The sequence below is a fragment of the Clostridium sp. OM05-5BH genome (genome assembly GCF_003481505.1).
Classification (GTDB): Bacteria; Bacillota; Clostridia; order Lachnospirales; family Lachnospiraceae; genus Otoolea; species Otoolea fessa.
This window is the reverse complement of record NZ_QULJ01000004.1, coordinates 193,527-215,866: the sequence shown is the minus strand read 5'-3', so window position 1 is coordinate 215,866 and position 22,340 is coordinate 193,527. Positions and strand designations below refer to the sequence as shown.

The 22,340-nt window shown below is 50.6% G+C and carries 17 protein-coding genes; 2 read left to right on the top strand and 15 right to left on the bottom strand.

Going from position 1 to position 22,340, the window contains the following annotated elements; all coding sequences use genetic code 11:
* Window positions 1–25: 25 nt before the first annotated feature.
* The 10 genes from DXB70_RS07245 to DXB70_RS07200 all read right to left on the bottom strand — a co-directional run bounded on the left by DXB70_RS07245 (window position 26) and on the right by DXB70_RS07200 (window position 14,719).
* Complete coding sequence (locus DXB70_RS07245) at window positions 26–1,132, bottom strand: BMP family ABC transporter substrate-binding protein (protein WP_107001569.1); 1,107 nt, start codon at window positions 1,130–1,132, stop codon at window positions 26–28.
* A 441-nt stretch (window positions 1,133–1,573) separates the two neighbouring features.
* Window positions 1,574–2,866 carry a phosphopyruvate hydratase gene (gene eno, locus DXB70_RS07240; protein WP_118672986.1) on the bottom strand — a complete coding sequence of 431 codons (1,293 nt, stop codon included), beginning with the start codon at window positions 2,864–2,866 and terminating at the stop codon, window positions 1,574–1,576.
* 58 nt (window positions 2,867–2,924) lie between these two features.
* Window positions 2,925–7,622: an acyl-CoA dehydratase activase gene (locus DXB70_RS07235; protein ID WP_118672984.1), complete on the bottom strand. Its 4,698-nt coding sequence runs from the start codon at window positions 7,620–7,622 to the stop codon at window positions 2,925–2,927.
* A gap of 394 nt (window positions 7,623–8,016) precedes the next feature.
* Entirely contained in the window at window positions 8,017–9,267 is a 1,251-nt protein-coding gene (hflX, locus tag DXB70_RS07230) for a GTPase HflX (RefSeq protein ID WP_118672982.1), read from the bottom strand.
* 14 nt (window positions 9,268–9,281) lie between these two features.
* On the bottom strand, window positions 9,282–10,091 hold the full coding sequence (locus DXB70_RS07225) for a tetratricopeptide repeat protein (RefSeq protein WP_118523606.1): 810 nt from the start codon (window positions 10,089–10,091) through the stop codon (window positions 9,282–9,284).
* Between the two features lie 19 nt (window positions 10,092–10,110).
* On the bottom strand, window positions 10,111–10,542 hold the full coding sequence (locus tag DXB70_RS07220) for a dUTP diphosphatase (protein WP_118467774.1): 432 nt from the start codon (window positions 10,540–10,542) through the stop codon (window positions 10,111–10,113).
* Between the two features lie 301 nt (window positions 10,543–10,843).
* Complete coding sequence (gltS, locus tag DXB70_RS07215; protein WP_107001574.1) at window positions 10,844–12,025, bottom strand: sodium/glutamate symporter; 1,182 nt, start codon at window positions 12,023–12,025, stop codon at window positions 10,844–10,846.
* Window positions 12,026–12,206: 181 nt separating this feature from the next.
* Window positions 12,207–12,815 carry an SMC-Scp complex subunit ScpB gene (scpB, locus tag DXB70_RS07210; protein ID WP_118672980.1) on the bottom strand — a complete coding sequence of 203 codons (609 nt, stop codon included), beginning with the start codon at window positions 12,813–12,815 and terminating at the stop codon, window positions 12,207–12,209.
* Entirely contained in the window at window positions 12,799–13,617 is an 819-nt protein-coding gene (locus DXB70_RS07205) for a segregation/condensation protein A (protein WP_117795115.1), read from the bottom strand. Before DXB70_RS07205 ends, scpB begins: the two co-directional genes overlap by 17 nt.
* A 160-nt stretch (window positions 13,618–13,777) precedes the next feature.
* Complete coding sequence (locus DXB70_RS07200) at window positions 13,778–14,719, bottom strand: metallophosphoesterase (RefSeq protein WP_118673058.1); 942 nt, start codon at window positions 14,717–14,719, stop codon at window positions 13,778–13,780.
* 291 nt (window positions 14,720–15,010) lie between these two features.
* Between DXB70_RS07200 and DXB70_RS07195 the strand changes: the two genes are divergently transcribed.
* Complete coding sequence (locus tag DXB70_RS07195) at window positions 15,011–15,820, top strand: YihY/virulence factor BrkB family protein (protein ID WP_118628753.1); 810 nt, start codon at window positions 15,011–15,013, stop codon at window positions 15,818–15,820.
* On the opposite strand, the gene DXB70_RS07190 is transcribed toward DXB70_RS07195, so the two are convergent.
* From DXB70_RS07190 to DXB70_RS07175, 4 genes are all read right to left on the bottom strand, one after another.
* Window positions 15,798–16,175: a hypothetical protein gene (locus DXB70_RS07190; RefSeq protein ID WP_107001672.1), complete on the bottom strand. Its 378-nt coding sequence runs from the start codon at window positions 16,173–16,175 to the stop codon at window positions 15,798–15,800. The genes DXB70_RS07195 and DXB70_RS07190 overlap by 23 nt on opposite strands.
* A gap of 24 nt (window positions 16,176–16,199) precedes the next feature.
* Window positions 16,200–17,579, bottom strand: a complete 1,380-nt coding sequence (rlmD, locus tag DXB70_RS07185) for a 23S rRNA (uracil(1939)-C(5))-methyltransferase RlmD (protein WP_118672979.1) — start codon at window positions 17,577–17,579, stop codon at window positions 16,200–16,202.
* A gap of 261 nt (window positions 17,580–17,840) precedes the next feature.
* Window positions 17,841–18,134: a hypothetical protein gene (locus tag DXB70_RS07180; RefSeq protein ID WP_022359751.1), complete on the bottom strand. Its 294-nt coding sequence runs from the start codon at window positions 18,132–18,134 to the stop codon at window positions 17,841–17,843.
* A gap of 161 nt (window positions 18,135–18,295) precedes the next feature.
* Complete coding sequence (locus tag DXB70_RS07175; protein ID WP_107001579.1) at window positions 18,296–20,734, bottom strand: UvrD-helicase domain-containing protein; 2,439 nt, start codon at window positions 20,732–20,734, stop codon at window positions 18,296–18,298.
* A 245-nt stretch (window positions 20,735–20,979) separates the two neighbouring features.
* Here DXB70_RS07175 and DXB70_RS07170 point away from each other — a divergent pair, with 245 nt between their 5' ends.
* Window positions 20,980–21,594, top strand: a complete 615-nt coding sequence (locus tag DXB70_RS07170) for a DUF1836 domain-containing protein (RefSeq protein WP_022359749.1) — start codon at window positions 20,980–20,982, stop codon at window positions 21,592–21,594.
* 280 nt (window positions 21,595–21,874) lie between these two features.
* Here the strand turns inward: DXB70_RS07170 and DXB70_RS07165 are convergent, their stop codons facing one another.
* On the bottom strand, window positions 21,875–22,189 hold the full coding sequence (locus DXB70_RS07165) for a YerC/YecD family TrpR-related protein (RefSeq protein ID WP_022359748.1): 315 nt from the start codon (window positions 22,187–22,189) through the stop codon (window positions 21,875–21,877).
* Between the last annotated feature and the right edge of the window lie 151 nt (window positions 22,190–22,340).

The window sequence follows — 22,340 nt, the reverse complement described above, 5'->3', positions numbered from 1 at the left end:
TCGCTCCCGGCCTTGTCTTTATCAATTATGCCTGTGGGCCAAATCCTTCATAGTTTTCAACTACGATCTCGCCGGATTTGATCTTCTCGGCAAGCTCATCACACTTATCAACGATATCCTGCGGGAATTTGTCGCCCAGAGATTCTTTGATAACAGAGAAATCGGTCAGGCTGACACCGCCGTCCTTCAATGCCAGATATTTGGTTGTGCCGCCCTCAAAAGTTCCCTCTACTGCAGACTGGATAACCAGATAGCAAGCATTATCAACTCTCTTAACCATGGAAGTAAGAACATGTCCAGGCTGATCGGAATCCTGGTTTAAGTCAACGCCGATTGCGTATTTGTCAGCTTCTTTTGCACCTTCCAGAATACCAACACCGGTACCGGATGCTACGTTCATGACAATATCAGCACCCTGCTCATACTGTGCTAACGTCAGCTCTTTACCCTTTAACGGATCCGTCCAGCTTCCTGCAAAAGCCTGAAGAATCTTGATATCCGGATCGATATACTTCGCGCCCTGCTCATAACCTGTATAGAAGTCATGAAGTACCGGAATATCCATACCGCCTACCCAGCCGATGATATGATCTTCATTGACATTCGGGATATCGGTCTTGGTGGTGAACATAGCTGCTGCCGCACCTGCCAGGAAGGAGCCCTCATTCTGAGCAAAGCTGATGGACTCAACGTTCGGCAGATCAACGGTTGTATCGATAACTGCAAACTTGGTATCCGGATAACTGGATGCATTCTCAGTGATATAATCTGCGATGTTGGAAGAAGCACCGATGATTAAATCGTAGCCGTCATCACAAGCCTGAAGTAGGTTTGCTTTCCACTCTTCAGCAGTGGTACCCTCAAGGCTCTTAAGCTCGATGCCGAAATCCTCAACTGCTTTCTGTGCACCCATGTTGCAGGAGTCATTGTAGCTCTTATCACCTAAGTTGCCGGTGTAGACAACACACACACGAAGCGGTTTGTCAGATTTCTCTGAAGCGTCGGCTGCCTTTGTCTCGGTATTGCTGCTGTCAGCTGCCGTTGTCTCAGCAGTACTTCCGCCACCGCCGCAGGCTGTTAAGCTGGCACACATTGCTGCTGCAAGTACAATGCTTAATGTTCTCTTTCTCATTCTTTCATCCTCCTTTTTATGTGAAATACGTTATCCGCCGGACCATTCCTTTGGTAAAACGTTTTTCCATTCGTTCAAAAAAAATAAATCCTTTTTTCATATTTGCTTTACAGTTATTTTACAATCATTCCCACTGTTTTGTCAATAAATTTCGTATAAAAACGATTATTTTTTAAAATATTGTCAAACTTTTAGCAATATTCCTTTTTTCGGTCTTATGCAAAACAAAAAGGAATACGTTTCTCTCCGTCCTGGTTGTACGGTAAAACGCATTCCTTTTCAAAGTTGTATTCTATTTTCCTTTGTTTCGACGCCATCCGGCATTTCCCCAGATGATTTTTGTCTGTTTCTGAGGAAATGCATTCGTTTTCGGAACAATTCACACATTTCATGCAATGTAACAGATTGCTTGTCTGCACGATATCTCGCAAAAAAGACAACTTAATTTTTATTAAATGCCGCCTTCCCCGGATACTGTGCGCCGGTTCCCAGCTCTTCCTCAATCCGCAGAAGCTGGTTGTATTTTGCCACGCGCTCACTCCGGCTCGGTGCGCCCGTCTTGATCTGGCAGGTATTCAATGCGACCGCCAGATCTGCGATCGTCGTATCCTCGGTCTCGCCGGAACGGTGGGATACAATCGCCGTGTAACCTGCCTTATGTGCCATCTTGATTGCCTCCAGTGTCTCGGAGACGGATCCAATCTGGTTCAGCTTAATCAGGATCGAATTGCCGCAGCCGAGACGGATACCTTTTTCCAGGCGTTCGGTATTTGTTACAAACAAATCGTCGCCGACCAGCTGCACCTGTCCGCCGAGTTCTGCGGTCATCTTCTGCCAGCCTTCCCAATCCTCCTCGTCCAGACCATCCTCGATCGAGGCGATCGGGTATTTCCCGCAGAGCTGTTTCCAGTGTGCGATCAGCTCCTCGGAGGTGAAGTGTTTGCCACTCTTCGGAAGCAGATATTCGCCCTTCCTGCCGCTCTTCCACTCACTGGATGCCGCATCCATCGCCAGGACAAAACTCTCGCCCGGCTTATATCCGGCTCTCTCCACTGCCTCTAAGATGCACTGGATTGCTTCTTCGTCACTTCCCAGATCCGGTGCAAAACCGCCCTCATCACCGACAGAGGTTGCCAGTCCGCGCTCTTTAAGCAATGCTGCCAGTACATGGAACACCTCGGTACACCAGCGGAGTCCCTCACAAAAGCTCTCTGCTCCAACCGGCATAATCATGAACTCCTGTACATCGATGGTGTTTGCCGCATGCGCGCCGCCGTTTAAAATGTTCATCATCGGAACCGGAAGACGGTTTCCAGACACACCGCCGAGGAAACGGTACAGCGGGAGACCATACGCATTGGCTGCTGCCCGTGCGTTCGCGATCGAAACCGCCAGGATCGCATTCGCGCCCAGCTTGGATTTATCCTTGGTTCCGTCCGCCTCGATCATCGCTTTATCAACCCCATAGACGTCCGCCGGATCCATGCCCCTTAACACCTCTGCAATCACGGTATTCACATTCTGGACTGCTTTCTGTACGCCCTTTCCGCCGAAACGCGACTTGTCGCCGTCTCGCAGCTCCAGAGCCTCAAATTCACCTGTCGATGCACCGCTCGGTGCCGCGCCGCGTCCTATGCTTCCGTCTGATAGATAAACTTCCGCCTCCACTGTTGGATTTCCTCTCGAATCAACAATCTCCCGTCCAATCACCTTTTCAATTTCCAGATGTTTCATAGCCTGTCCCTTTCCGCCGCGTGGGCTTATGTGATTTCTATTTTTGTCTAACCCGAAATCAGGAAACTTTCTGCTTTTTATTATCGGCGTTTTTCTGTTTTCTATTCATAGTCTCCACGGGGCTTCTCTGCCCCACGTCCGGCAGGGCAACCGTGTCCACGCTTCTTTCTTTCACATTCATAATCAGCATCTGCAGGCGGTTTTCCAGATTGGCAAAGCTCACATCCGGATCGTAGTCAAGCGGCAGGATCTGGGCGTCCGGGTACATTTCCCGCATTTTTTTTACGATGCCGCGTCCTACCACATGGTTTGGCAGACAGCCAAATGGCTGTAAAATCACAAATGCCCGGCAGCCATGCGCCGCATGGTGCAGGATCTCGCCCGGAATCAGCACGCCCTCGCCCGCATCAAAGGTGTGCGGGATGATCGGGTCACTTTCCTTTACCAGTTCCGGCAGGCGGCAGACAGGCGTATAGAGCGGATGCTGTTTCGCTATCCGATCCGCTGCCGCGTGCGCAGCGTCAAATACCCGGTTCGCCACATGGTACCAGTTTTTCTTGACAAACGGCTTTTTCAGATGATACGTCCGAATCTGCTCATCCTGGCAGAAATACGTTTTCCGGATAACATCCGTCATCCGCGCCTCAATAATCTCAAATCCATTTTTCTCCAGGTAGCGCTCAATCTCATGATTCGCGCCCGGATGGAAATTGAGGAGATACTCGCCGATGATCAGGACGCGCGGGCGCGGCTGGCTCCGGTCATATTCGATCGCATTCATCCGCTGGATCGCCTTTTTAAAGCCTCGCAGAGCGCCTGAAAGCCCATGCTGCTCCAGACCATCCACGACGAAATCCATCGCCTCGCCAAATGCCTGATCACTGCTTCCGGAAACTTTCTCATACGGGCGGATCTTGCGAAGCAGCTCTTCCAGAATATCGATCATCGGAAGCGCTCCCGCCAGACGGATCGCCGACACAAGGTTCATCCGGAAGCCCGGATGCAGATCATGATAATCGACGTCATCGTTCGTCAGAATCGCCACCTCCGGGTAGCCGGCGTCGTCAAGCGCCTTGCGAAGCAGCGCACTGTAATGGGTCAGGCGGCAGTCACCGATGTATTTTCCCATACCGATCGCCGTCTCAGATGGCACATACTGACCACTCCGAAGTGCTGCCAGCGCCTCGCCGATGACAATCTGCGCCGGGAAACAGATATCGTTGTGGACATACTGCTTTCCGAGGCGGATCGCCTCTTCCCTGCCGACCGCCAGCGGAACTGCCCGGATTCCCTGTGTCTTCAACGCCGCCGACATAATCCGGCAGAACGCGTGGGAGGTGTTCGGGACCAGAACCGTGCGCTTCTTGCGGTCTTCCACCTCAAATTTAACCGGATATGGATCCGAAAGTTCGTGAACCTGCCAGGATTTTTGAATGTCTGGTCCCAGCGCAGCCGTCCCGCATTCATTTCCGCCGCCCGCATTCTCCTGTCGGCTTGTTCCAGGCTGGTTTTGCAGCCTCTCCGCCATCTCCCGCTTCTTCCGCCGCATGTTGATCGTCTCCAGGAAGGAACGCACCCTGATCCGCAGCGGTCCCTGTACCTCGCTCTCGTCAAGTTTCAGGATCAGCGGTGATTTTCCGGAGATTCCCCGCATCATACGCTGGATCTCATCCGACAAATATGCATCATGCCCGCATCCAAAGCTTACAAACTGGACATATTCCAGATTCTGGCTCTGTGCCGCCAGAACCGCGGACGCCAGCATCCGCGCGTGGTAATTGTTTACGACATCCAGACGGCTGTGGCTTAAATCCACATTTTCAATGCCCGGAACAGAATCTGCCGTCAGAACCGGAACGCCAAACTCGGTCAAAAGCTCCGGCAGGCTGTGGTTGACAAGCGCATCATTCTGATACGGTCTTGACGCCAGCACCACCGCATAGCGCCCCTCTTTTTCCACCTCTTCCAGAACCTTCGCTCCCGCCTCTTTCAGGCGGCTCCCAAACTGCCGCATCGCATCATTTCCTGCAAGAACCGCCTTTTTCGTTTCCGACGGCTGGATGGAAAATGTCTGTTCCATATATGTAATAAGCTGACGTTCTTTATCTTCCTCCCTGTACCAGTAAAATAACGGTGCATCAAACGGAATGCCCCACTGTTTCTCCGGAGAATCCGAGTTGCGGATCACAAGCGGATATCCCTTCACGACTGCACACATGGACTCGCTCGTTGATTCCGTATTTTCCGATCCGATCGCCGCAATCGACGGCATAAAAATACGATCCACTTTCTTCTTTACCAGATCGCGGATATGCCCGTGCACCAGTTTTGCCGGAAAGCAGACGGTATCTGAAGTTACCGCGCTTAAGCCTTCCTCAAACATCTTGTGCGTGCTCGGGGATGAAATCTGAATCTCAAAGCCCAGCGAACGCCAGAACGTCGTCCAGAACGGCATCGTATCCCAGAAAGCAAGGACGCGCGGCAGACCGATGGTTATATTTCGCCGCACAGTATCAGACACAGCATTCGGCACAAGACCAGTCTTAGCGGCTGCCCGCTCTGAATGACTTTTTGCAGACGATGCATCCCCCTCTTCCGCTTGATCCAGATAATCTGCAAACAGAAGTTCTTCCCGCAATTTATAGAGATTTGGCACTTTATTCCGGGTTTCTGACGCTATTTTCAGTCGCTCGCGCACCTTCACATCCTTCGGATCGCCAAGAATCTCGCCCCGCTCACAACGGTTGTTCGTGATCCATGAGGTTCCATTCGAAAACCGCACCACCGCACGCTGACAATGGTTCATACAGAACGGACACGGCACATTCGCCTCCTGCTGCCAGGTCAGGGACTCCATTTGATCCAAACTGGTAAAATGCGGCTGTTTCCGGCTCCTTGCCTCTTCCTTCGCTAAAAGCGCCGCACCGATCGCCCCCATAATGCCCGGATACGGCGCCCGGATCACCGGGCGGCCGACATACTGTTCCAGCGCACAGAGAACCGCATCATTTTCAAACGTTCCGCCCTGTACGACAATCCTCTTTCCCAGAGAATCCAGGTTCGACACACGGATAACCTTTGTAAATACATTTTCAATGATCGAACGGCACAGCCCCGCCATGATGTCCTCCGGCAGCTTTCCATTTCTCTGCTCCGTCACGATACTGCTCGTCATAAAGACGGTACAGCGGCTTCCGAGCGCAGCCGGATGCTGCGAAGAAAATGCCTTTTCAGCAATCTCCCGCGCCGGAATATGCAGGGAGGATGCAAAATTTTCCAAAAAAGACCCACAGCCGGATGAGCAGGCTTCATTCACGACAATATTTGTGATAACGCCATTGTCCAGCCAGATTGCCTTCATATCCTGACCACCGATGTCCAGAAGAAACGTCGCATCCGGCGTGTATTTTGCCGCCGCACGTGCATGTGCCACCGTCTCAACCGCGTGTGTCTCGGCCGAAAATGCACGTGAAAACAGCATTTCTCCATAACCGGTCGTCCCGGCTGCCAAAATCTCCAGCCGCACGCCGTGGGACGCATACTTTTCCCGCATCGCAATCAATGCTTTCTTTGCCACCGTCAGCGGATCGCCTTGATTCGGCGCATAAAAGGAATCCAGAAGTTCCTCATTCTCATCTAACAGGACAAATTTTGTCGTCGTACTGCCCGAATCAATACCCAGATATGCCCGCAGCGTACTGCCTGACTGCGGATATACTGTTTTTCGTTCCGGACGTCTGTGTCTCTCCTGAAATTCCGTCTGCGCCGCCTGATCGGCAAAAAATGGACGGGAACGGAACGTGCCCTCCGCCATCTCATCGCCATTTCCGGCTTCACTTTGTTTCTTTGCTTCCTCGCGCGCCGCACGCACCTTCTCGATCCGATCTAACAGTCCGTCTGCCGTGGCGAGCGCCTCTTCCTTCGAAAAAAGCTTCACTGCCGCACGCGCCGCACCGCAGGCAATCAGAAGTTCCGGCCGGTCCGGACTTAAAATTTCCTCCGGCCAAAGGTCCAGACGTTCAGCAAACACGCGCACCAGCGTCCGGTTAAAGGTCAGCGGACCGCCCTCAAAGACGACTGGCTTCTCGATCGAAAGTCCCTGTGCCAGACCGCCGATTGTCTGTTTTGCAATCGCATGGAAGGAGGAAAGCGCCAAATCTGATTTTTTAACCCCCTGATTTAAAAGAGGCTGGATGTCGGTCTTGGCGTACACGCCGCACCGTCCGGATATATCATATACGGTGGTTCCCTGTGCCGCCAGCGCGTCAAATTTCTCAACCGGCGTCTTAAGAAGAGAAGCAATCTCATCCACAAACGCACCTGTACCGCCAGCACAGCTGCCGTTCATCCGCATATCTGCGACCTGCAGCTCGCCCGTCCGTTTATCCCTCTGGAAAAAGATAATCTTCGCATCCTGTCCACCCAGCTCGATCGCCGTTCCGATTTCCCCGTACATGGCTTTCAAGGCGATCGAGTTCGCCACTACCTCCTGTACATAAGGGATCCCCAGCTCTTCCGAGAGGTGCTTTGCGCCCGAACCGGTCATCGCCGTCAGAAATGACCGCCCCGCAAGCGTCTCTTTCACCAATTTTACAGCTCTCGACACACTCTGAAGCTGATCCGAGTGATGGCGTGTATAGTCCGAAAACAGGACTTTCCCCGTTGCCGCCTCCATCACTGCCACCTTCGTCGTCGTTGAGCCAACGTCAATTCCGACGAGAATCTGTTCCTGTCCGTTTTGTCCCTTCTGTTCCATTCTGTATCTTCTAACTCCTTTATCCCAGATGTCTGCAAACTTGTGCGGTCATTCTATCCGACACAAGCAGCCTGCGCCCTGTCATCTCTTTTCTCTTCATCTTAACAACTTCTTAGCATCCGCCAAAACATGAAGAAGAGGCATGCGGTTTTTCCCCGCACACCTCTTTACCGTATGGATCTGTACGCATCTGCCTTCCAGCATTCTGTACAGCCATAAATATGCTACATTCTAACAAATTTAAAATAAAAAGTCAATTCCCGGGAATTTCAAAGGTGCCGTAAGAAAACGTGGCGACAGCAGGAATTTGCCGTATTTAAATGCGAAGCCACGGCAAATTCCGTTACTGGGCACGTATGCGTGAACCGTAACACAGTAACCTATCATCTGCCTGTTAGCGCATCAGCCCTGCGTAGAGCTCCGTCGGCACATACGCCTCCACGTAAATGCCATCTTCCCGGTACTCTTCTTTTAAAAGCTGACCGTATTTGCGGATCGCCTGGATGCGTCCGGCTTCCTGGTAGGAAAATACCTTTTCCAGATAAATCTTGCGGTTTCGCAGAATCATTTCCAGAATATCCTTCAGCTCATCCAGCCCCGCGCCCGTCTTCGCAGAAATCTGCACCTGATAATCAGAATGCAGATCTTTCAGCGTCTCCGGCTGTTCCACCTGATCCATCTTGTTAAAGACTGTTACCACCGTCTTATCGCCGATCTCCAGCTGACGCAACGTATCATATACGACATACATCTGCGTGTCCATCTGCGGATTCGACGCATCGACCACATGGAGGACAATATCGCTATAACGTGCCTCCTCCAGCGTACTCTTGAACGCCTCGATCAGATGGTGCGGCAGTTTGCGGATGAATCCGACCGTATCTGTCAGCAGGATCTCCTGTCCGCTCGCCAGCTTTAATCCACGCGTCGTCGGATCCAGCGTCGCAAACAGTTTATCCTGTGCCAGGATTCCTGCACCCGTCAGGGTGTTTAAAAGCGTTGACTTACCGGCATTCGTGTAGCCGACGATCGCCGCCGACAGCGTATATTTCCGGTCGCGCTGTTTTCTCGTCACCTCGCGGTGGCGTTTGACATCTTCCAGTTCCGACTTTAGCTGCCCGATCCGCTCATGAATCAGACGGCGGTCCATCTCCAGCTTCTTTTCACCCGGTCCTCTCGTACCGATACCGCCGCCCAGACGGGACAGGGAACTGCGCAGACCGACCAGGCGCGCTGCGCGGTAACGCAGCTGTGCCAGCTCAACCTGGATTTTTCCCTCGCTCGTCGTCGCATGCGCCGCGAAAATATCGAGAATGACCATCGTCCGGTCCATTACCTTCGTATCCAGCGCCGATTCCAGATTGCGAAGCTGTGCCGGGGACAGTTCATCGTCGCAGATCACGCCGGTTGCGCCCATTTCCCAGACCATCTCCCGCAGTTCCCCGATTTTTCCACTGCCCAGATAGGTGCCTGGATGAATCTTCTCCCGGTTCTGCACCAGACGCCCGATCGCCGTCGCCCCGGCAGTATCCGCCAGTTCTTCCAGCTCATCCAGGGACGCCTCCGTATCATCTTCATCTGAGGTGCTGACCGCCACCAGAATGACGCGCTCCTCCAGTTCTTTCATATCGAACAATTCTGCCATATTACCTCCAACATTTACCGGCTTTCCAGAAAACGGATTTCCTTCTGCACCTCCGGCGTGTCCGCACCGGCTGCCTGACACTCCTTAAACTCTTCCAGCGCCTTCGCAAAATCGCCCTCTTTCTCATAGAGAACCGCAATATTCTGCCGGATTACCAGCGCCGTCTCACTGTCTGCCAGCGAAAGCGCCTCCTCATAATGGGACATCGCGCTCTCATAATCGCCAGCCTCCATTTCACTGATCGCAAGCTGATTATAAATCTCCGGTCCCGATACGCCGCGCTCGATCGCCTGATTGCAGTACTGGGCTGCGAGTTCACTGTCCCCGGCATCCCGCGCCGCCGATGCAAGCGCCGTAAACGCCAGACTCACCCCCGGAGCCGCGGCGCTGCTTTTTTTGCTGTTCTTCGCCTTTTCCTCCGCTGCCGCAAAATCCTTTTCGGCGTCCTCCGCCTGTCCGTCTGCTGCCTCCGAAGCCGCTTTATAATAGAGGTATTCCGCTTTTCCTCCATCCACCTCCGCCAGAATTCCATAGGTCTGCGCTGCCGCCTTATAATCCGCCAGTTTGTATTCTGCCTCGCCGCGATATTTTAAAACATCCAGTTCAAAAGAATTGACGATCCCATCGCTCTCATCCAGCGCTTTTCCAAACGAATCGATCGCATCCTGATAATTACCTGCATTTAACTGCTCGATTCCGGTCATACGCGCTTCTTTCGCTTCCTTCGATTCAGCGCCGCAGCCGGAAAGGATGCCCAGTGAAAGCACCGCTGCCGCCAGAAAAAGACTTACTTTTTCTCGTTTTAACCTCTTTATCTGCTTCATTTTTTACCAAACCTTTTTATTAATTCTTTCCCGTACTTCCGATCCCGCCGCGATCTTTATTGTCAAGCTTCTCCGTCTCCTCAAATATGATCTTCGGCTGATGCTCCATGATGCGGAACTGGCAGATGCGGTCATTGACATGGATCACTGTATCACGCAGCGCATATGCCGGAAAATGCCACTGATCATTGTCCCCGCAGTAGCTCTCATCGATCACACCCATATGATTGGTCTGGATGATGCCGAAATTTTTAAAGGTACTGCTGCGCGGAACTACATGCGCCTCATAGCCCTTCGGCAGCTCCATCGCCACGCCAAGCGGAATCAGGGCAAAATCACCCTTTTTCAGCACCACCTCACGCGCCGCACGCAGGTCGATCCAGTCAGATTTGCCGTCAATGTAGGCGAGGCGGTCAATGGCGTCTGTGAAATATTTGATCTTTATGTTCATGCTGTTCATATCTGTATGAAATCCTTTCTTATGTCACATTTTATCTGGTAATGGCTGCCTTGCAAGTTTGTTTTTCACAAAGCACCTCCCCGAAAAATATTTTTCAACTTTCCAGTTTCTCTATAATACCACACGCGCGCGTTTTCCGAAAGTATTAATTCGTGCAGGCACGGACTTTCGCTCGTTGCACGCGAAAAATCCCGGCGGCCTGGAAATCCAGAACCGCCGGGAAGGAAATAGGTTGGAGCTACTTCAATATCGGGATATTTTAAATGGATACTTTGCTGAACCAGCCATCAAATTATAGGAGGTTCATGAAAGTAGTCAGTACCATGGAGTTAAAGAAGTCTACGAATAAGCTTCCTACTAACGGTACGATGAAGAATGCACGCGGAGCCGGACCATAACGCTCTACCAGTGCTCTCATGTTTGCCATTGCGTTCGGGGTTGCGCCCATACCGAAACCACAGAATGCGGTGGTCATTGCAGCTGCCTCGTAATCACGGCCCATGATGTTGAATACAAGGAAGTTTGCATACAGGAACATAACAACCGTCTGAACTAACAGGATAACAATCATCGGAAGCGCCAGAGCTGCTAACTGCCACAGCTTCAGGCTCATCATTGCCATCGCTAAGAACAGGTTCAAGGACAGACCGCCCAGTGCGTCAACTTCTTCCATCGGAAGATCTTTGTGCTGTACATCCCAGATGTTACGGATAGCGGCTGCTGCCAGCATCGCACCGATGTAAGTCGGGAATGTAAGACCAATGCTCTTAAAGAACGCGAAAATGAAGGTACCAACACCGATTGCAACTGCAAGGAATACAGCCGCGGTGGTGAATTTCTGACCGTCGATCGGCGATGCTACTTCGTCAACTGCATTGCCTTCCTCGGCTGCGGTTGATTTCAGATGGTGTTTCTCAACACGGGCACGGGCGATAGGACCACCCATCATACTGCCGGATACCAGACCGTATGTAGCGGATGCCAGGGCAACTGTAGTTGCGCCTACAACTGCGTATTCCTGCTCCAGAAGCGGTCCGAAGGAACCACTCGTTCCGTGACCTCCAACTAACGGCATAGAACCCATACATAAGCCGAGAAGCGGATTCAGACCAAACGCTGCTGCCAGACCGCTGCCGACTGCATCCTGCACGATACAGATACCAACTGCCAGCGCCAGGAACATAAATACCTGAACGCCGCCCTTCTTTAACAGACGGAAGCAGGCGGTAAAACCGACGCTGCAGAAGAAGATCGTCATAAATACGCTCTGTAAGGTTGTATCAAAGGAAAGCTCCAGAACTCCTGTTGCATACAACGCCAGATGAGCGAATGCAAATACGACACCGCCCGCAACCGGAGCCGGTATACAATACTTGCTCAGGAAGGGCAGCTTCTGTACAAGCAATCTTCCCAGACAGTAGACCAGTGCGCCAAGAGCACACGCCTGATACATATCAAGCTCAAGTGTCAACATAAACAATTCCCCCTTTTGTTTTGCTGGCTTCTTTCATTTATGTAGCGATTTGAAAGAGCTGCTTGTTTGTTTGTGTTGACCTCATTTTCCACGTTAGCTACAAAAAGTTACAGAAAAATACAGAAATATGATGTTAAGAATCTGTTAATGTCAGAATTGAATGAATATTGTTAAGAAAACGTTAATATTTTATTTTCTTCTCTCCCTCTTCCGGCAGTTTCCCCTCAAACTTCAGCTCTTCCTCCGCCTCCATACGGAACTCGTCGATTCGTCCCGGTGCCGGTTCCGGCAGTTCTTTCGTCGATCCGACTCCAAACCGGCGCAAAAATTCCTCCGTCGTCGCAAACAATGCCGGACGTCCCGGCACATCCAAACGCCCTACCTCGTAAACGAGATTGTACTCAATCAGTTTATTGACCGCGTGATCCGATTTAACCCCGCGGATCTTTTCAATCTCAAGCTTCGTGATCGGCTGTTTATAAGCAATGATCGAGAGTGTCTCAAGCACAACATCCGTTAAAATCTGCTTCTTCGGCGTCGCTGCCACCCGGATCAGATTCTCATAATATTCCGCGCGGGTCGCCATCTGCCAGCTGTCCTCCAGCTGCGTGATCTGCATGCCCCGCTTTTCTGCCTCATAACGGCTCTGTAATCGTCTGACCGCCGCTTCCGCGCGCTCTGTATCCGTCCCGAGCGCCGCCGCAAGCTGGCGCAGCTCAACCGATTTTCCCATTGTAAAGAGAACCGATTCCACGATGGCTTCCTCGCGTTTTTCATCTAATTCTGGCATACTCTTCTCCTTCCTCCGTCGAAAGTTCCAGCTCTGCCTCGTCTTCCGTTTCATCCACATCCACCGTATCGAGCTGCATCTCATCAAACAATTTTTCCTGCACCAGATGAATCCGTCCCATCTTCATCAGCTCCAGCACTGCCAGAAACGCCACGACTATCTCCAGGCGATCTGATTCCCTCTCCAGCACATCGCTGAATTTAAAATGACGGTGTTCCCGTGCATAAGAAAGCACCGACCTTACCTTCTGCTCCAGGCTGATCGGTTCCCTGCGGATCGTGCTGAACCGACTTCGCACCGGGTCAAGCTTATTGGCATTCCGCTTCATGACCGCGTCAAACACTTTCTGCAGCTTTGCCAGCGTCAGACCATCCAGAAGCTTGTCCAGATCCAGCGGTTCTTCATATTTCGCCACCTCCCGGGGAATCGTCGGTTCCTTAAAAAAGAGAAGCTCTGCCTCCTGCTCCCGCTCTTCCAGCTCCTGCGCCATATATTTATACATCTTATATTCCAACAGCCGGCGCACCAGCTCGGCGCGCGGATCTTCCTCGTCTTCTTCCTCTTCTTTTTCCACCTTCGGAAGGAGCATCCGCGATTTGATGTCCAGAAGCGTCGCCGCCATCACCAGAAAATCGCTGACCACATCCAGATCCTCATGATCCATCTGATTAACATATTCCAGATACTGCTCCGTAATCAGGACGATCGGAATATCGTAGATACTTACTTTATTTTTTTCAATCAGATGAAGCAACAGGTCCAACGGTCCTTCAAAATTATCTAATTTATAGGAAATTTCCATTCTTTCCGAACTCCTTCTTTTAGCCAGCTTTTTCTACAATCATATACCAAATTCCGTATACATCCACCTGTGCCGAAGAGTTATTCCTGCTGCCACCACGTTTTCTTACGGCACTTTCGGTTCCAAAAGTGCCTACCCGTGTACAATAACCAGAATCTCTCTATTGTTTTCCCCGCAACGTCACACAAACCAGCTCTGGCCGGTCATTCAGCCGCACATTGATCGAATGTGTCCCAAGCCCCCGGCTGACGATCATCGTCTTTCCGTCCGCATCAAACCGTCCGGCGCACCATGGCAGGAAAAACTGGTACTGCGGCGTCATCACGCCTCCCAGCCCCGGGATCCGGATGGTTCCGCCGTGGAAATGTCCGCAAAGCGTCAGATCCGCGCCCCATTTCCGGCAGATCTCAAAAAAGAGGGGAGAATGAAATAATAATATCTCATACATTTCATGTCCGGCCTCTCGCTCCTTTTCCGCCAAGTCAGGAGAAAACGATTCTTTCATCTGATGAAAACACGTCTTCTCTGCCGCAGTTCCAACCCGCTCTGAAAGCTCTTCCATCGGCAGTTCCGGCACCGTGAAATGATGCTTATAATATATCTCCCGCAAATTGCACCCAGTCACCCGGATCCACGGATTGATCTCCTCGCTCCGATCCGACAAATAATGAACCCCCAGACGTTTTAATTCTATCTGGAACTGATCATACAAATCTCCATACACATCCCGCTCCCGGTTCATCCGCTCCTCATGATTTCCGTTCGCATAGTAAACCGGCACAAAGGAGGTCAATTTTTCCAGAAGCGATACCGTGACGGTTAAATCACCTTTTCCCTTACAGACCATCATATCGCCGCCGATCAGCACCGCATCCGGCTTGAATGTGCGGATCGCCGCCACCAGCGGCTCATTGTCCGTTCCATACACATTATCATGCAGATCCGACAAAAATACGCAGCGGAACGCAGCGCCATCCGGCAGCTTCGGACTCTCTATCTCATACTGGTCGGTCACAAAATGTTTTTTTTCATATTCCGAGCGGAGCAAAAGCCCCACTGTCACGGCTGCCAGTGCCGCCGCACATGCTGTGATTGCGCTCATTTTGTTTCCTCCCATGTCCCATTTTCCAATTGACTGCCGGCTGATTTTTGCTGCTGTCCGCATCACTGCCATCCTTATGCCCTGCAGACCCGAATCATTTCTATCCTGTTTATCATACGGGAAACCGGTGTTTTCGTCAAGACAGGCAAATCCGTTGCTATTTTTTCGACCTCATGATAATATACTTTTAACAACACTGAAATGGCATTCACCTATCATCAGCCATTTTTCAAAGGGAAATGAGCCGGTTACGGATATTTTCTTAATAACATAAATCAAGCGAGGTTTTCCATGCTTTCTTTTCTCCTGAACTGTAAACGGATTTACAACGATTTCATCAAAGACGAAGTCACGGTGTACGCCGCCCAGGCTTCTTTTTTTATCGTTCTCTCCGCCGCACCTTTTATCATGATTCTGCTGACGCTGATCCAGCTCATCCCCGCCGTCAGCCCGGAGGATCTGATGCACGTGATGACACAGCTTCTTCCCTCCAGCATCCACCCGCTGATTGAATCGGTAATCCAGGACATCCAGACTGTATCCCCGGCCGCCCTGCTCTCGGTTACCACCGTGGCAACCATCTGGTCGGCTGCCCGCGGCATGCTTGGGATCGAGCGCGGCTTAAACCGGATCATCGGCTGCCGCAAGCGCAGAAATTACCTTTTAGGACGTATCATCAACTCTGGCTATACCATCGTTTTTCTCCTGATGTGCATTTTCTCCCTGGTTCTGATGGTGTTCGGTTCCTCCCTGCAGCGCCTGCTATTCCGTTACTTTCCGATGCTGGACAGATTCGTTTCCTGCCTGATTAGTCTCCGGACGTTTCTTGCGCTGGCGCTGCTGACGCTCTTTTTCGTCGCGCTGTACACCTGGCTGCCCTATGAACGGCAGGATATCCGTCTCCAGCTTCCCGGTGCGCTGATTTCCACCGTCGGATGGATCGGATGTTCCTACGGATTTTCCATCTACTTCAACTATTTCGGTAATTATTCTTATATGTACGGCAGCTTGACCGCCGTCGTGATCCTGATGCTGTGGCTGTACGCCTGCATCTGCATCCTGTTTTTCGGGGCGGAAATCAACCAGCACTGGCGCAGATAATCCCCAGCCTCAGGAACACCGGATACAGATAGCTTGCCCCAAACACTCCCAGCTGCTTTGGTCCGGTCACGCAGCCAAGCTCCTGCGCTTTTTTATACGCCACCAGGATGCTTGCACGCGTGACCGACTTTTCTTTCCGGCTGACAAACATCTCGTTGCCCCGGATCGTGTACGAATATTCCAGCCCTTTCGCCGTGTAAAATATTGCCCCTTCAAATGCAAGAATCGCTTCCCACAGGGCATCCGGCGTCTGTTCGCGCAGTAAAGTCTCCCTCTTCCGGCGCTGCACAGCTGTCTCCTGTACCTGGCAATCTGCTGTATCTGGTTTTATTTCATTCTCTTTTGTTTCATCCATTTTTCCCACATCCATTTTGGGATCTTATTTCTTCCGCGTCAATGAAACCACCGTCTCACAATTGGCAGTATGCGGGAACATATCCACGCAGCACACCTTATCCACCTGATATCCTGCCGCCTGGATCGGTTCCAGATCCCTCGCAAGGCTGGTTGGTTTGCAGGACACATAAACCATGTGGCTGACGCCAAAATTCAAAATCTTTCCGATCGCCTTCGGATGGATTCCGTCGCGCGGCGGATCCAGAACGATCAGATCCGGCTTTTCTTCCAGCTCGTCCACCACCTTGAGGACATCCCCCGCCAGAAATTCGCAGTTGCCAAGTCCGTTGCGCGCCGCATTCTCACGGGCTGCCTCGACTGCTTCCCCGACAATCTCCACGCCGACTACTTTCTCCGCCACCGGTGCGAGGATCTGCGCGATCGTGCCGGTGCCGCTGTAAAGGTCAAATACGACTTTTCCCTTCGTCTCACCCACATACTCACGCGTTTTCTCGTACAGTACCTCCGCGCCCAATGAGTTCGTCTGGAAAAAAGAAAACGGCGAGATCTGGAACCGTAGCCCTAAAAGCTCTTCGTAAAAATGCTCGCGTCCGAACAGAATGTCCGTCCCCTCATCTTTTACGGCATCCGCCAATGTATCATTTTTGGTATGCAGAATGCCCGCAAAGCTTCCCTCCATAGGAAGTGCCTGCAGGCGCTCCGTCCATCCCCGTAAAAGGGCTTCCTCGGTTCCCTCAAAGGTATCCGTCTGTGTCGTCGTGATCAGATCGACCAGAATCTCCCCTGTCTTGATCGCACGGCGCACCAGAAGATGGCGCAGATAGCCGGTATGCTGCATTTTTTTATAAAATCCAACTTTCTTTTCCTCAAAATATTCTTTTGTACAGACAAGAATCTTGCAAAAATCCGGATGCACGATATGGCATTCGCCGGTTGTAACCACATCATAAAAACTGCCGCGCTTGTGCATTCCCAGCGACATAGGACCATCCTTGACCTCATCACCGAAGGAAAACTCCATCTTATTCCGGTAGCCCTGCACCAACGGGCTGCCTAAGATGCCCTCAAACTCATATTCCGGACATACCGCATCCAGAAGGGAACGAACCTGTTTTTCCTTGATCGCAAGCTGTTCCTCATACGGAATCGGCTGATAAAGACATCCGCCGCAGATACCAAAATGCGGGCATACATCCTCTGCCGTCTCTAACTTTGAGTGCTCGACAACCTCCAAAAGCATACCCTCGCATCGGCCGCCGCGCTTTTTATTGATACGGAACCGGATCTTCTGTCCCGGAAGCGCATTTTTGACGATCGCTTTCTCTCCATCTATCATAACTACGCCCTTATTTGGAAACTCAATCCGTTCTACAGTTCCTTCGTAAATCTCACCTTTTTTCATTGATAACTATATAGCTCCTTCTCTCAGTGGCTTTTACCGCACTATAATCACCAACTGCAAATGATTTTTCAACTCACAGCTAATTTTCATCTGCGGTTCTAATTCATATCTTTATAGTATACAGGAATTTTTTTCTTTTTCCAAGATATAAAAAATACAAACTTATCTACAAACTTTCCTACGGCATAAAAAATACTGCGTGAAACCGATTTTCCGGTTCCGCGCAGTATTTTTTATGATTCATTGACTAAATTATCACAATCAGTCTTTCTTCTCTTTCTCGTCGCTCTCATCCTCGAAGAAATCGTCGTCGAAATCATCATCGAAGTCGTCCTCGAAATCTTCCAGATAATCTGGAGTAAAGAAACGATATACGCCGTATGCAATCGCTGCAACTGCTGCTACAATACCGATAATGGCTAAAATCCAGAGAATACAGTTTTTCTGTTTCTCCTCTTCTTCTTTTCTGTGAAGGAATTCATTCAGTTTGGTTGCATTCATGATCTCTTCTACTCTGGAGAGCGCATCTTTGCTCATCATATCAAATTTATTCATACACTCCACATCCTTTCCCGCGTTTTGATCCGCAATTCTTGATTTTATTATACCATCTCTCAGCCGATTTTACTATATTTTTTATTGGATCTGGCGAAAATGTTTTAATACGGCATTACTGTTTTCGCATACGTGTACCGTAACAATACGGCAAACACGGTCTAACATTTCACCAGTTTTGCAAATGAAGCGAACATTTTTTTCACGCCCACGCGGTCAAAATTAACCGTCACCTCAAAATCCTTGCCGCCGTCCGCGATCTTCTGCACCGTTCCCTCGCCAAATTTGAGGTGGCGGACTCGGTCGCCCTCACCGTAGGAAAGATGGTCGGCCTTCTGGACCGTAAATGCCTTGCCAAATGACGGTGCCGGGCTGGCTGGACGGCTGCTGGAACTATAAGCGCTCTTATATGGATCCAGCGTGCGGCCAGAACCAGCACTTCCGGAACCATTCACACCGCCCCAGCCGCTCATCCGGGCTGCGCCGCGCTCCCAGGCGGCATCGTTCTCTGAAAGAGGGTGTTTTCCAGACATTCCGCCAATCCGCACCCGATCGCCGTCTCCCGCGCCAGATACACCAAAGCTGCCCGTTGTCCAGCCAGAAGTCCCCGAATCTTCAAATCCGCGTCTGCCCCGGCTCATACCAGCAGCCCGTTCAAAGACGGTCGGCTGCTCTTCCTCGTCCAGAAGCTGCGGCGGAATCTCCTCGATGAAGCGGCTGACCTTCGCAAACCGCGTTTCTCCATTGACCATGCGCTGTCTCGCCGCCGTCAGCGTCAGTTCTTTCTCCGCACGGGTGATTCCGACATAGCAGAGACGCCGTTCTTCTTCGATGGCGTCCTTATCATCCGAAAAGATGGACATGCTGCTCGGAAACAGCCCGTCCTCCATGCCGCTTAAATAGACATACGGAAATTCCAGACCTTTTGCGCCGTGCAAAGTCATCAGGACAATCCTGTTTTCGGATTCGTCCAGGCTATCTACATCCGCTACCAGCGCAACCTCCTCCAAAAATCCGTCCAGCGTCGGTTCCTCCGCTGTGCTCATATAGCCGGTCGCCTTATTAACCAGCTCTTCCACGTTCTGCAGACGTGTTTCTCCCTCGATCTCGCCTTCCGCCTCCAGATCCTTCTTATATCCCGTCTCTTCCAGAATCGCCTCGATAAGTTCCGGGATCGAAAGGGCCGAAAGCCGCGACCGGAAGTTTTCGATCTGCTCCGTAAACTTCTCGATCTTATCCGCCGCCTTGCCGATCGTCGGCACGCCGCGCACGCGCAGCAGCGCATCATAAAAGCTCATGCCATTGGCAGACGCATAGATCGTCACTTTTCCGATCGAGGTCGCACCGATGCCGCGCTTCGGCACATTGATAACACGCTGAACCGCCAGATCATCGCGCCCATTCGCAATCGTCTTTAAATAGCAGAGAATATCCTTGATTTCCTTGCGCTGATAGAAATTGACGCCACCGACCAGCCGGTACGGAATGCTGTAATAAATACATTTTTCCTCCAGAAGACGCGACTGTGCATTGGTACGGTACAGCACGGCAAAATCCGAATATTCCGCATTTTTCTCTTCTTTCTCACGCTCAATATCACAGATAATGGCGTCTGCCTCCTCGTATGCCGTGTCATACTGACGGAAGCGCACCTTCGGTCCCTCGTCATTCGCCGTCCACAGCGTCTTGTCCTTTCTGCCGCGGTTGTGGCGGATCACCTCATTTGCCGCGTTCAGGATGCTCTGGGTGGAACGGTAGTTCTGCTCCAGCTTGATAACGCGTGCGCCCGGAAATGCTTTCTCAAAACTTAAAATATTTTCGATATTTGCCCCGCGGAATTTGTAGATCGACTGGTCATCATCACCGACCACACAGATATTTCTGTACTTCTTTGCCAGCAGATCGACCAGCTTAAACTGTACAAGGTTCGTGTCCTGGTACTCGTCCACCATGATATACCGGAATTTATCCTGATAATATTCCAGCACATCCGCGTTTGCCTCGAAAAGCTCTACCGTTTTCACCAGCAGATCGTCGAAATCCAGGGCATTATTCTTCTTGAGTTCTTTCTGGTATTCCCGGTAAATCTGAGCAATCTTTTTCTCCCGGAAGTCCGCTCCCGCCTGCTGCTCAAACTCATCCGCCGTGATCCGGTCATTTTTCGCCGCAGAAATCCGTGACAGCACCGCCCGCTCCTTAAACTGCTTCGGATCCGCCTGCATTTTCTTGAGCACCTGCTTCATCAGCGTTTTCTGGTCGTCGCCGTCATAGATAGTAAAATTCGAGTCATATCCCAGACGGTCGATAAACCGGCGCAGAATCCGAACACAGCTCGAATGGAACGTGCTGACCCAGATCGCCTCCGCGCCTTCCCCCACAATCTTATCCACACGCTCGCGCATCTCCGCCGCCGCTTTATTGGTAAATGTGATCGCCATGATATTCCACGGCGCCACCCGTTTTTCCTCGATTAAATACGCAATCCGGTGTGTCAGGACGCGCGTCTTTCCTGAACCGGCGCCTGCCAGAACCAGGAGTGGTCCCTCCGTGTGAAAAACCGCCTCCCGCTGCATCGGGTTAAGTGTGTCGTATTTGCTCATATATGTTTCGTTCCCTTCTATCCTCTTATATAATCTATTTTTAATGACAAAAAGTATGTTCGAATACGCTCTAGTATAATCTATTTTCTCTTGGATGTCACGGAATTTTCATTGATTTTAAATTTCTCCTTGCTATCTGGTTTTCAAAACTATATAATATCACATAGAGAGTTCATGACAGCGGAAGCGCCAAAATCGCCTCCCTGTTTCGCAGCTTTCGAATTTCAACGCAGCGAGGTACATACATGAAATCGAACGAAGAACGCCTGCAGGATCTGCTGGCTTATGTTGATAGTCTGACCCGGGTGCATCCGTCGGAGATTCCCGGTATTGATTTATATATGGATCAGGTCACGACCTTCATGGACAGCCACCTGAACACTTCCAAATGGCTGGGCGAGGATAAGATCCTGACCAAAACCATGATCAATAACTATGCCAAAAATAACCTGCTGCCGCCGCCCGTCAAAAAACGCTACTCCAAGAATCATCTGCTGATGCTGATTCTGATTTATTATTTTAAAAATGTGATATCCTTTCGAGATATTGAGCAGCTCTTCTCGCCCATCAGCGAGCACCACTTTTCCCATGGTTCCAGCCCGGAATTAGAAGAGCTTTACAACGAAATCTTTTCGCTGGAAAAAGGGCAGCGCAAGCGCTTGCAGGAAGACGTCATGGCAAAATTTGACGCCGCCAGCCAGACATTCAAGGACTATGACTGTGAAGACCGCGAGTATTTACAGCTGTTCGCCTTTATCAGTGAGCTGGCGTTTGATGTCTATCTGAAAAAACAGATGATTGAAATCCTGGCGGAACAGCTCCGGCAGGAGACGCCGGTGAATCCGAAGAAGAAGAAATAGGCAGCACTTCCGCTGTACCGCCACACTCAAAAACAGGCTAAACAACAAAAAATTCAACCCATTGCACCATACACGATAAAAAAGACACTGGAATCACTTCCCCTTGTGGAAATTCTTTCAATGTCTTTTTTCTTTCATTTCTTTTTATCTTTCATTCAACCAGCTGCCAGCTCCTGGGACAATTCCACCCCAAGCCAAATTTGTCCATCTTTGGCAGGTTGGTTTGCTACACCTATGAAAGTACGCGCTTTATCTATCGTGCGTATATTCCTACTTCGTCTTACGCTTCCGTTTTCTCCGCCTCTTCCTGCTCTTTCACACGCGCAAATACCATATCATATCCGTCGCTTCCGTAATTTAAAGAACGGTTGACACGGCTGATCGTCGCTGTCGATGCGCCGGTCTTGTCCGCGATCTCCAGATATGTCTTCTTCTCACGCAGCATCTTCGCTACTTCATATCTCTGGGAAAATGATAAAAGTTCATTAACTGTGCATACATCCTCGAAAAAGCTATAGCATTCGTCGGTATTTTTCAGTGTCAGAATCGCCTGGAACAGATGATCCACAGCTTCGGTTTTCAGTTTTTTATTCATAATGCAAGGCACCCCTTTTTAATATGTACTCCGAAAATATATTCATTTTTCCGTTTTTCTTATATTAACATATTAAAGTTTTAAAGTCTAGTATCTTGCCTATTTTTATGAATATTTTATTTTTCATCTGTTCACGCAATATACATTTATG

Excerpts from the sequence above, each read along its gene's own strand:
- DXB70_RS07245 (WP_107001569.1), bottom strand. The coding sequence starts at position 1,132 with ATGAGAAAGAGAACATTAAGCATTGTACTTGCAGCAGCAATGTGTGCC.
- eno (WP_118672986.1), bottom strand. The coding sequence starts at position 2,866 with ATGAAACATCTGGAAATTGAAAAGGTGATTGGACGGGAGATTGTTGAT.
- DXB70_RS07235 (WP_118672984.1), bottom strand. The coding sequence starts at position 7,622 with ATGGAACAGAAGGGACAAAACGGACAGGAACAGATTCTCGTCGGAATT.
- hflX (WP_118672982.1), bottom strand. The coding sequence starts at position 9,267 with ATGGCAGAATTGTTCGATATGAAAGAACTGGAGGAGCGCGTCATTCTG.
- DXB70_RS07225 (WP_118523606.1), bottom strand. The coding sequence starts at position 10,091 with ATGAAGCAGATAAAGAGGTTAAAACGAGAAAAAGTAAGTCTTTTTCTG.
- DXB70_RS07220 (WP_118467774.1), bottom strand. The coding sequence starts at position 10,542 with ATGAACATAAAGATCAAATATTTCACAGACGCCATTGACCGCCTCGCC.
- gltS (WP_107001574.1), bottom strand. The coding sequence starts at position 12,025 with ATGTTGACACTTGAGCTTGATATGTATCAGGCGTGTGCTCTTGGCGCA.
- scpB (WP_118672980.1), bottom strand. The coding sequence starts at position 12,815 with ATGCCAGAATTAGATGAAAAACGCGAGGAAGCCATCGTGGAATCGGTT.
- DXB70_RS07205 (WP_117795115.1), bottom strand. The coding sequence starts at position 13,617 with ATGGAAATTTCCTATAAATTAGATAATTTTGAAGGACCGTTGGACCTG.
- DXB70_RS07200 (WP_118673058.1), bottom strand. The coding sequence starts at position 14,719 with ATGAGCGCAATCACAGCATGTGCGGCGGCACTGGCAGCCGTGACAGTG.
- DXB70_RS07195 (WP_118628753.1), top strand. The coding sequence starts at position 15,011 with ATGCTTTCTTTTCTCCTGAACTGTAAACGGATTTACAACGATTTCATC.
- DXB70_RS07190 (WP_107001672.1), bottom strand. The coding sequence starts at position 16,175 with ATGGATGAAACAAAAGAGAATGAAATAAAACCAGATACAGCAGATTGC.
- rlmD (WP_118672979.1), bottom strand. The coding sequence starts at position 17,579 with ATGAAAAAAGGTGAGATTTACGAAGGAACTGTAGAACGGATTGAGTTT.
- DXB70_RS07180 (WP_022359751.1), bottom strand. The coding sequence starts at position 18,134 with ATGAATAAATTTGATATGATGAGCAAAGATGCGCTCTCCAGAGTAGAA.
- DXB70_RS07175 (WP_107001579.1), bottom strand. The coding sequence starts at position 20,734 with ATGAGCAAATACGACACACTTAACCCGATGCAGCGGGAGGCGGTTTTT.
- DXB70_RS07170 (WP_022359749.1), top strand. The coding sequence starts at position 20,980 with ATGAAATCGAACGAAGAACGCCTGCAGGATCTGCTGGCTTATGTTGAT.
- DXB70_RS07165 (WP_022359748.1), bottom strand. The coding sequence starts at position 22,189 with ATGAATAAAAAACTGAAAACCGAAGCTGTGGATCATCTGTTCCAGGCG.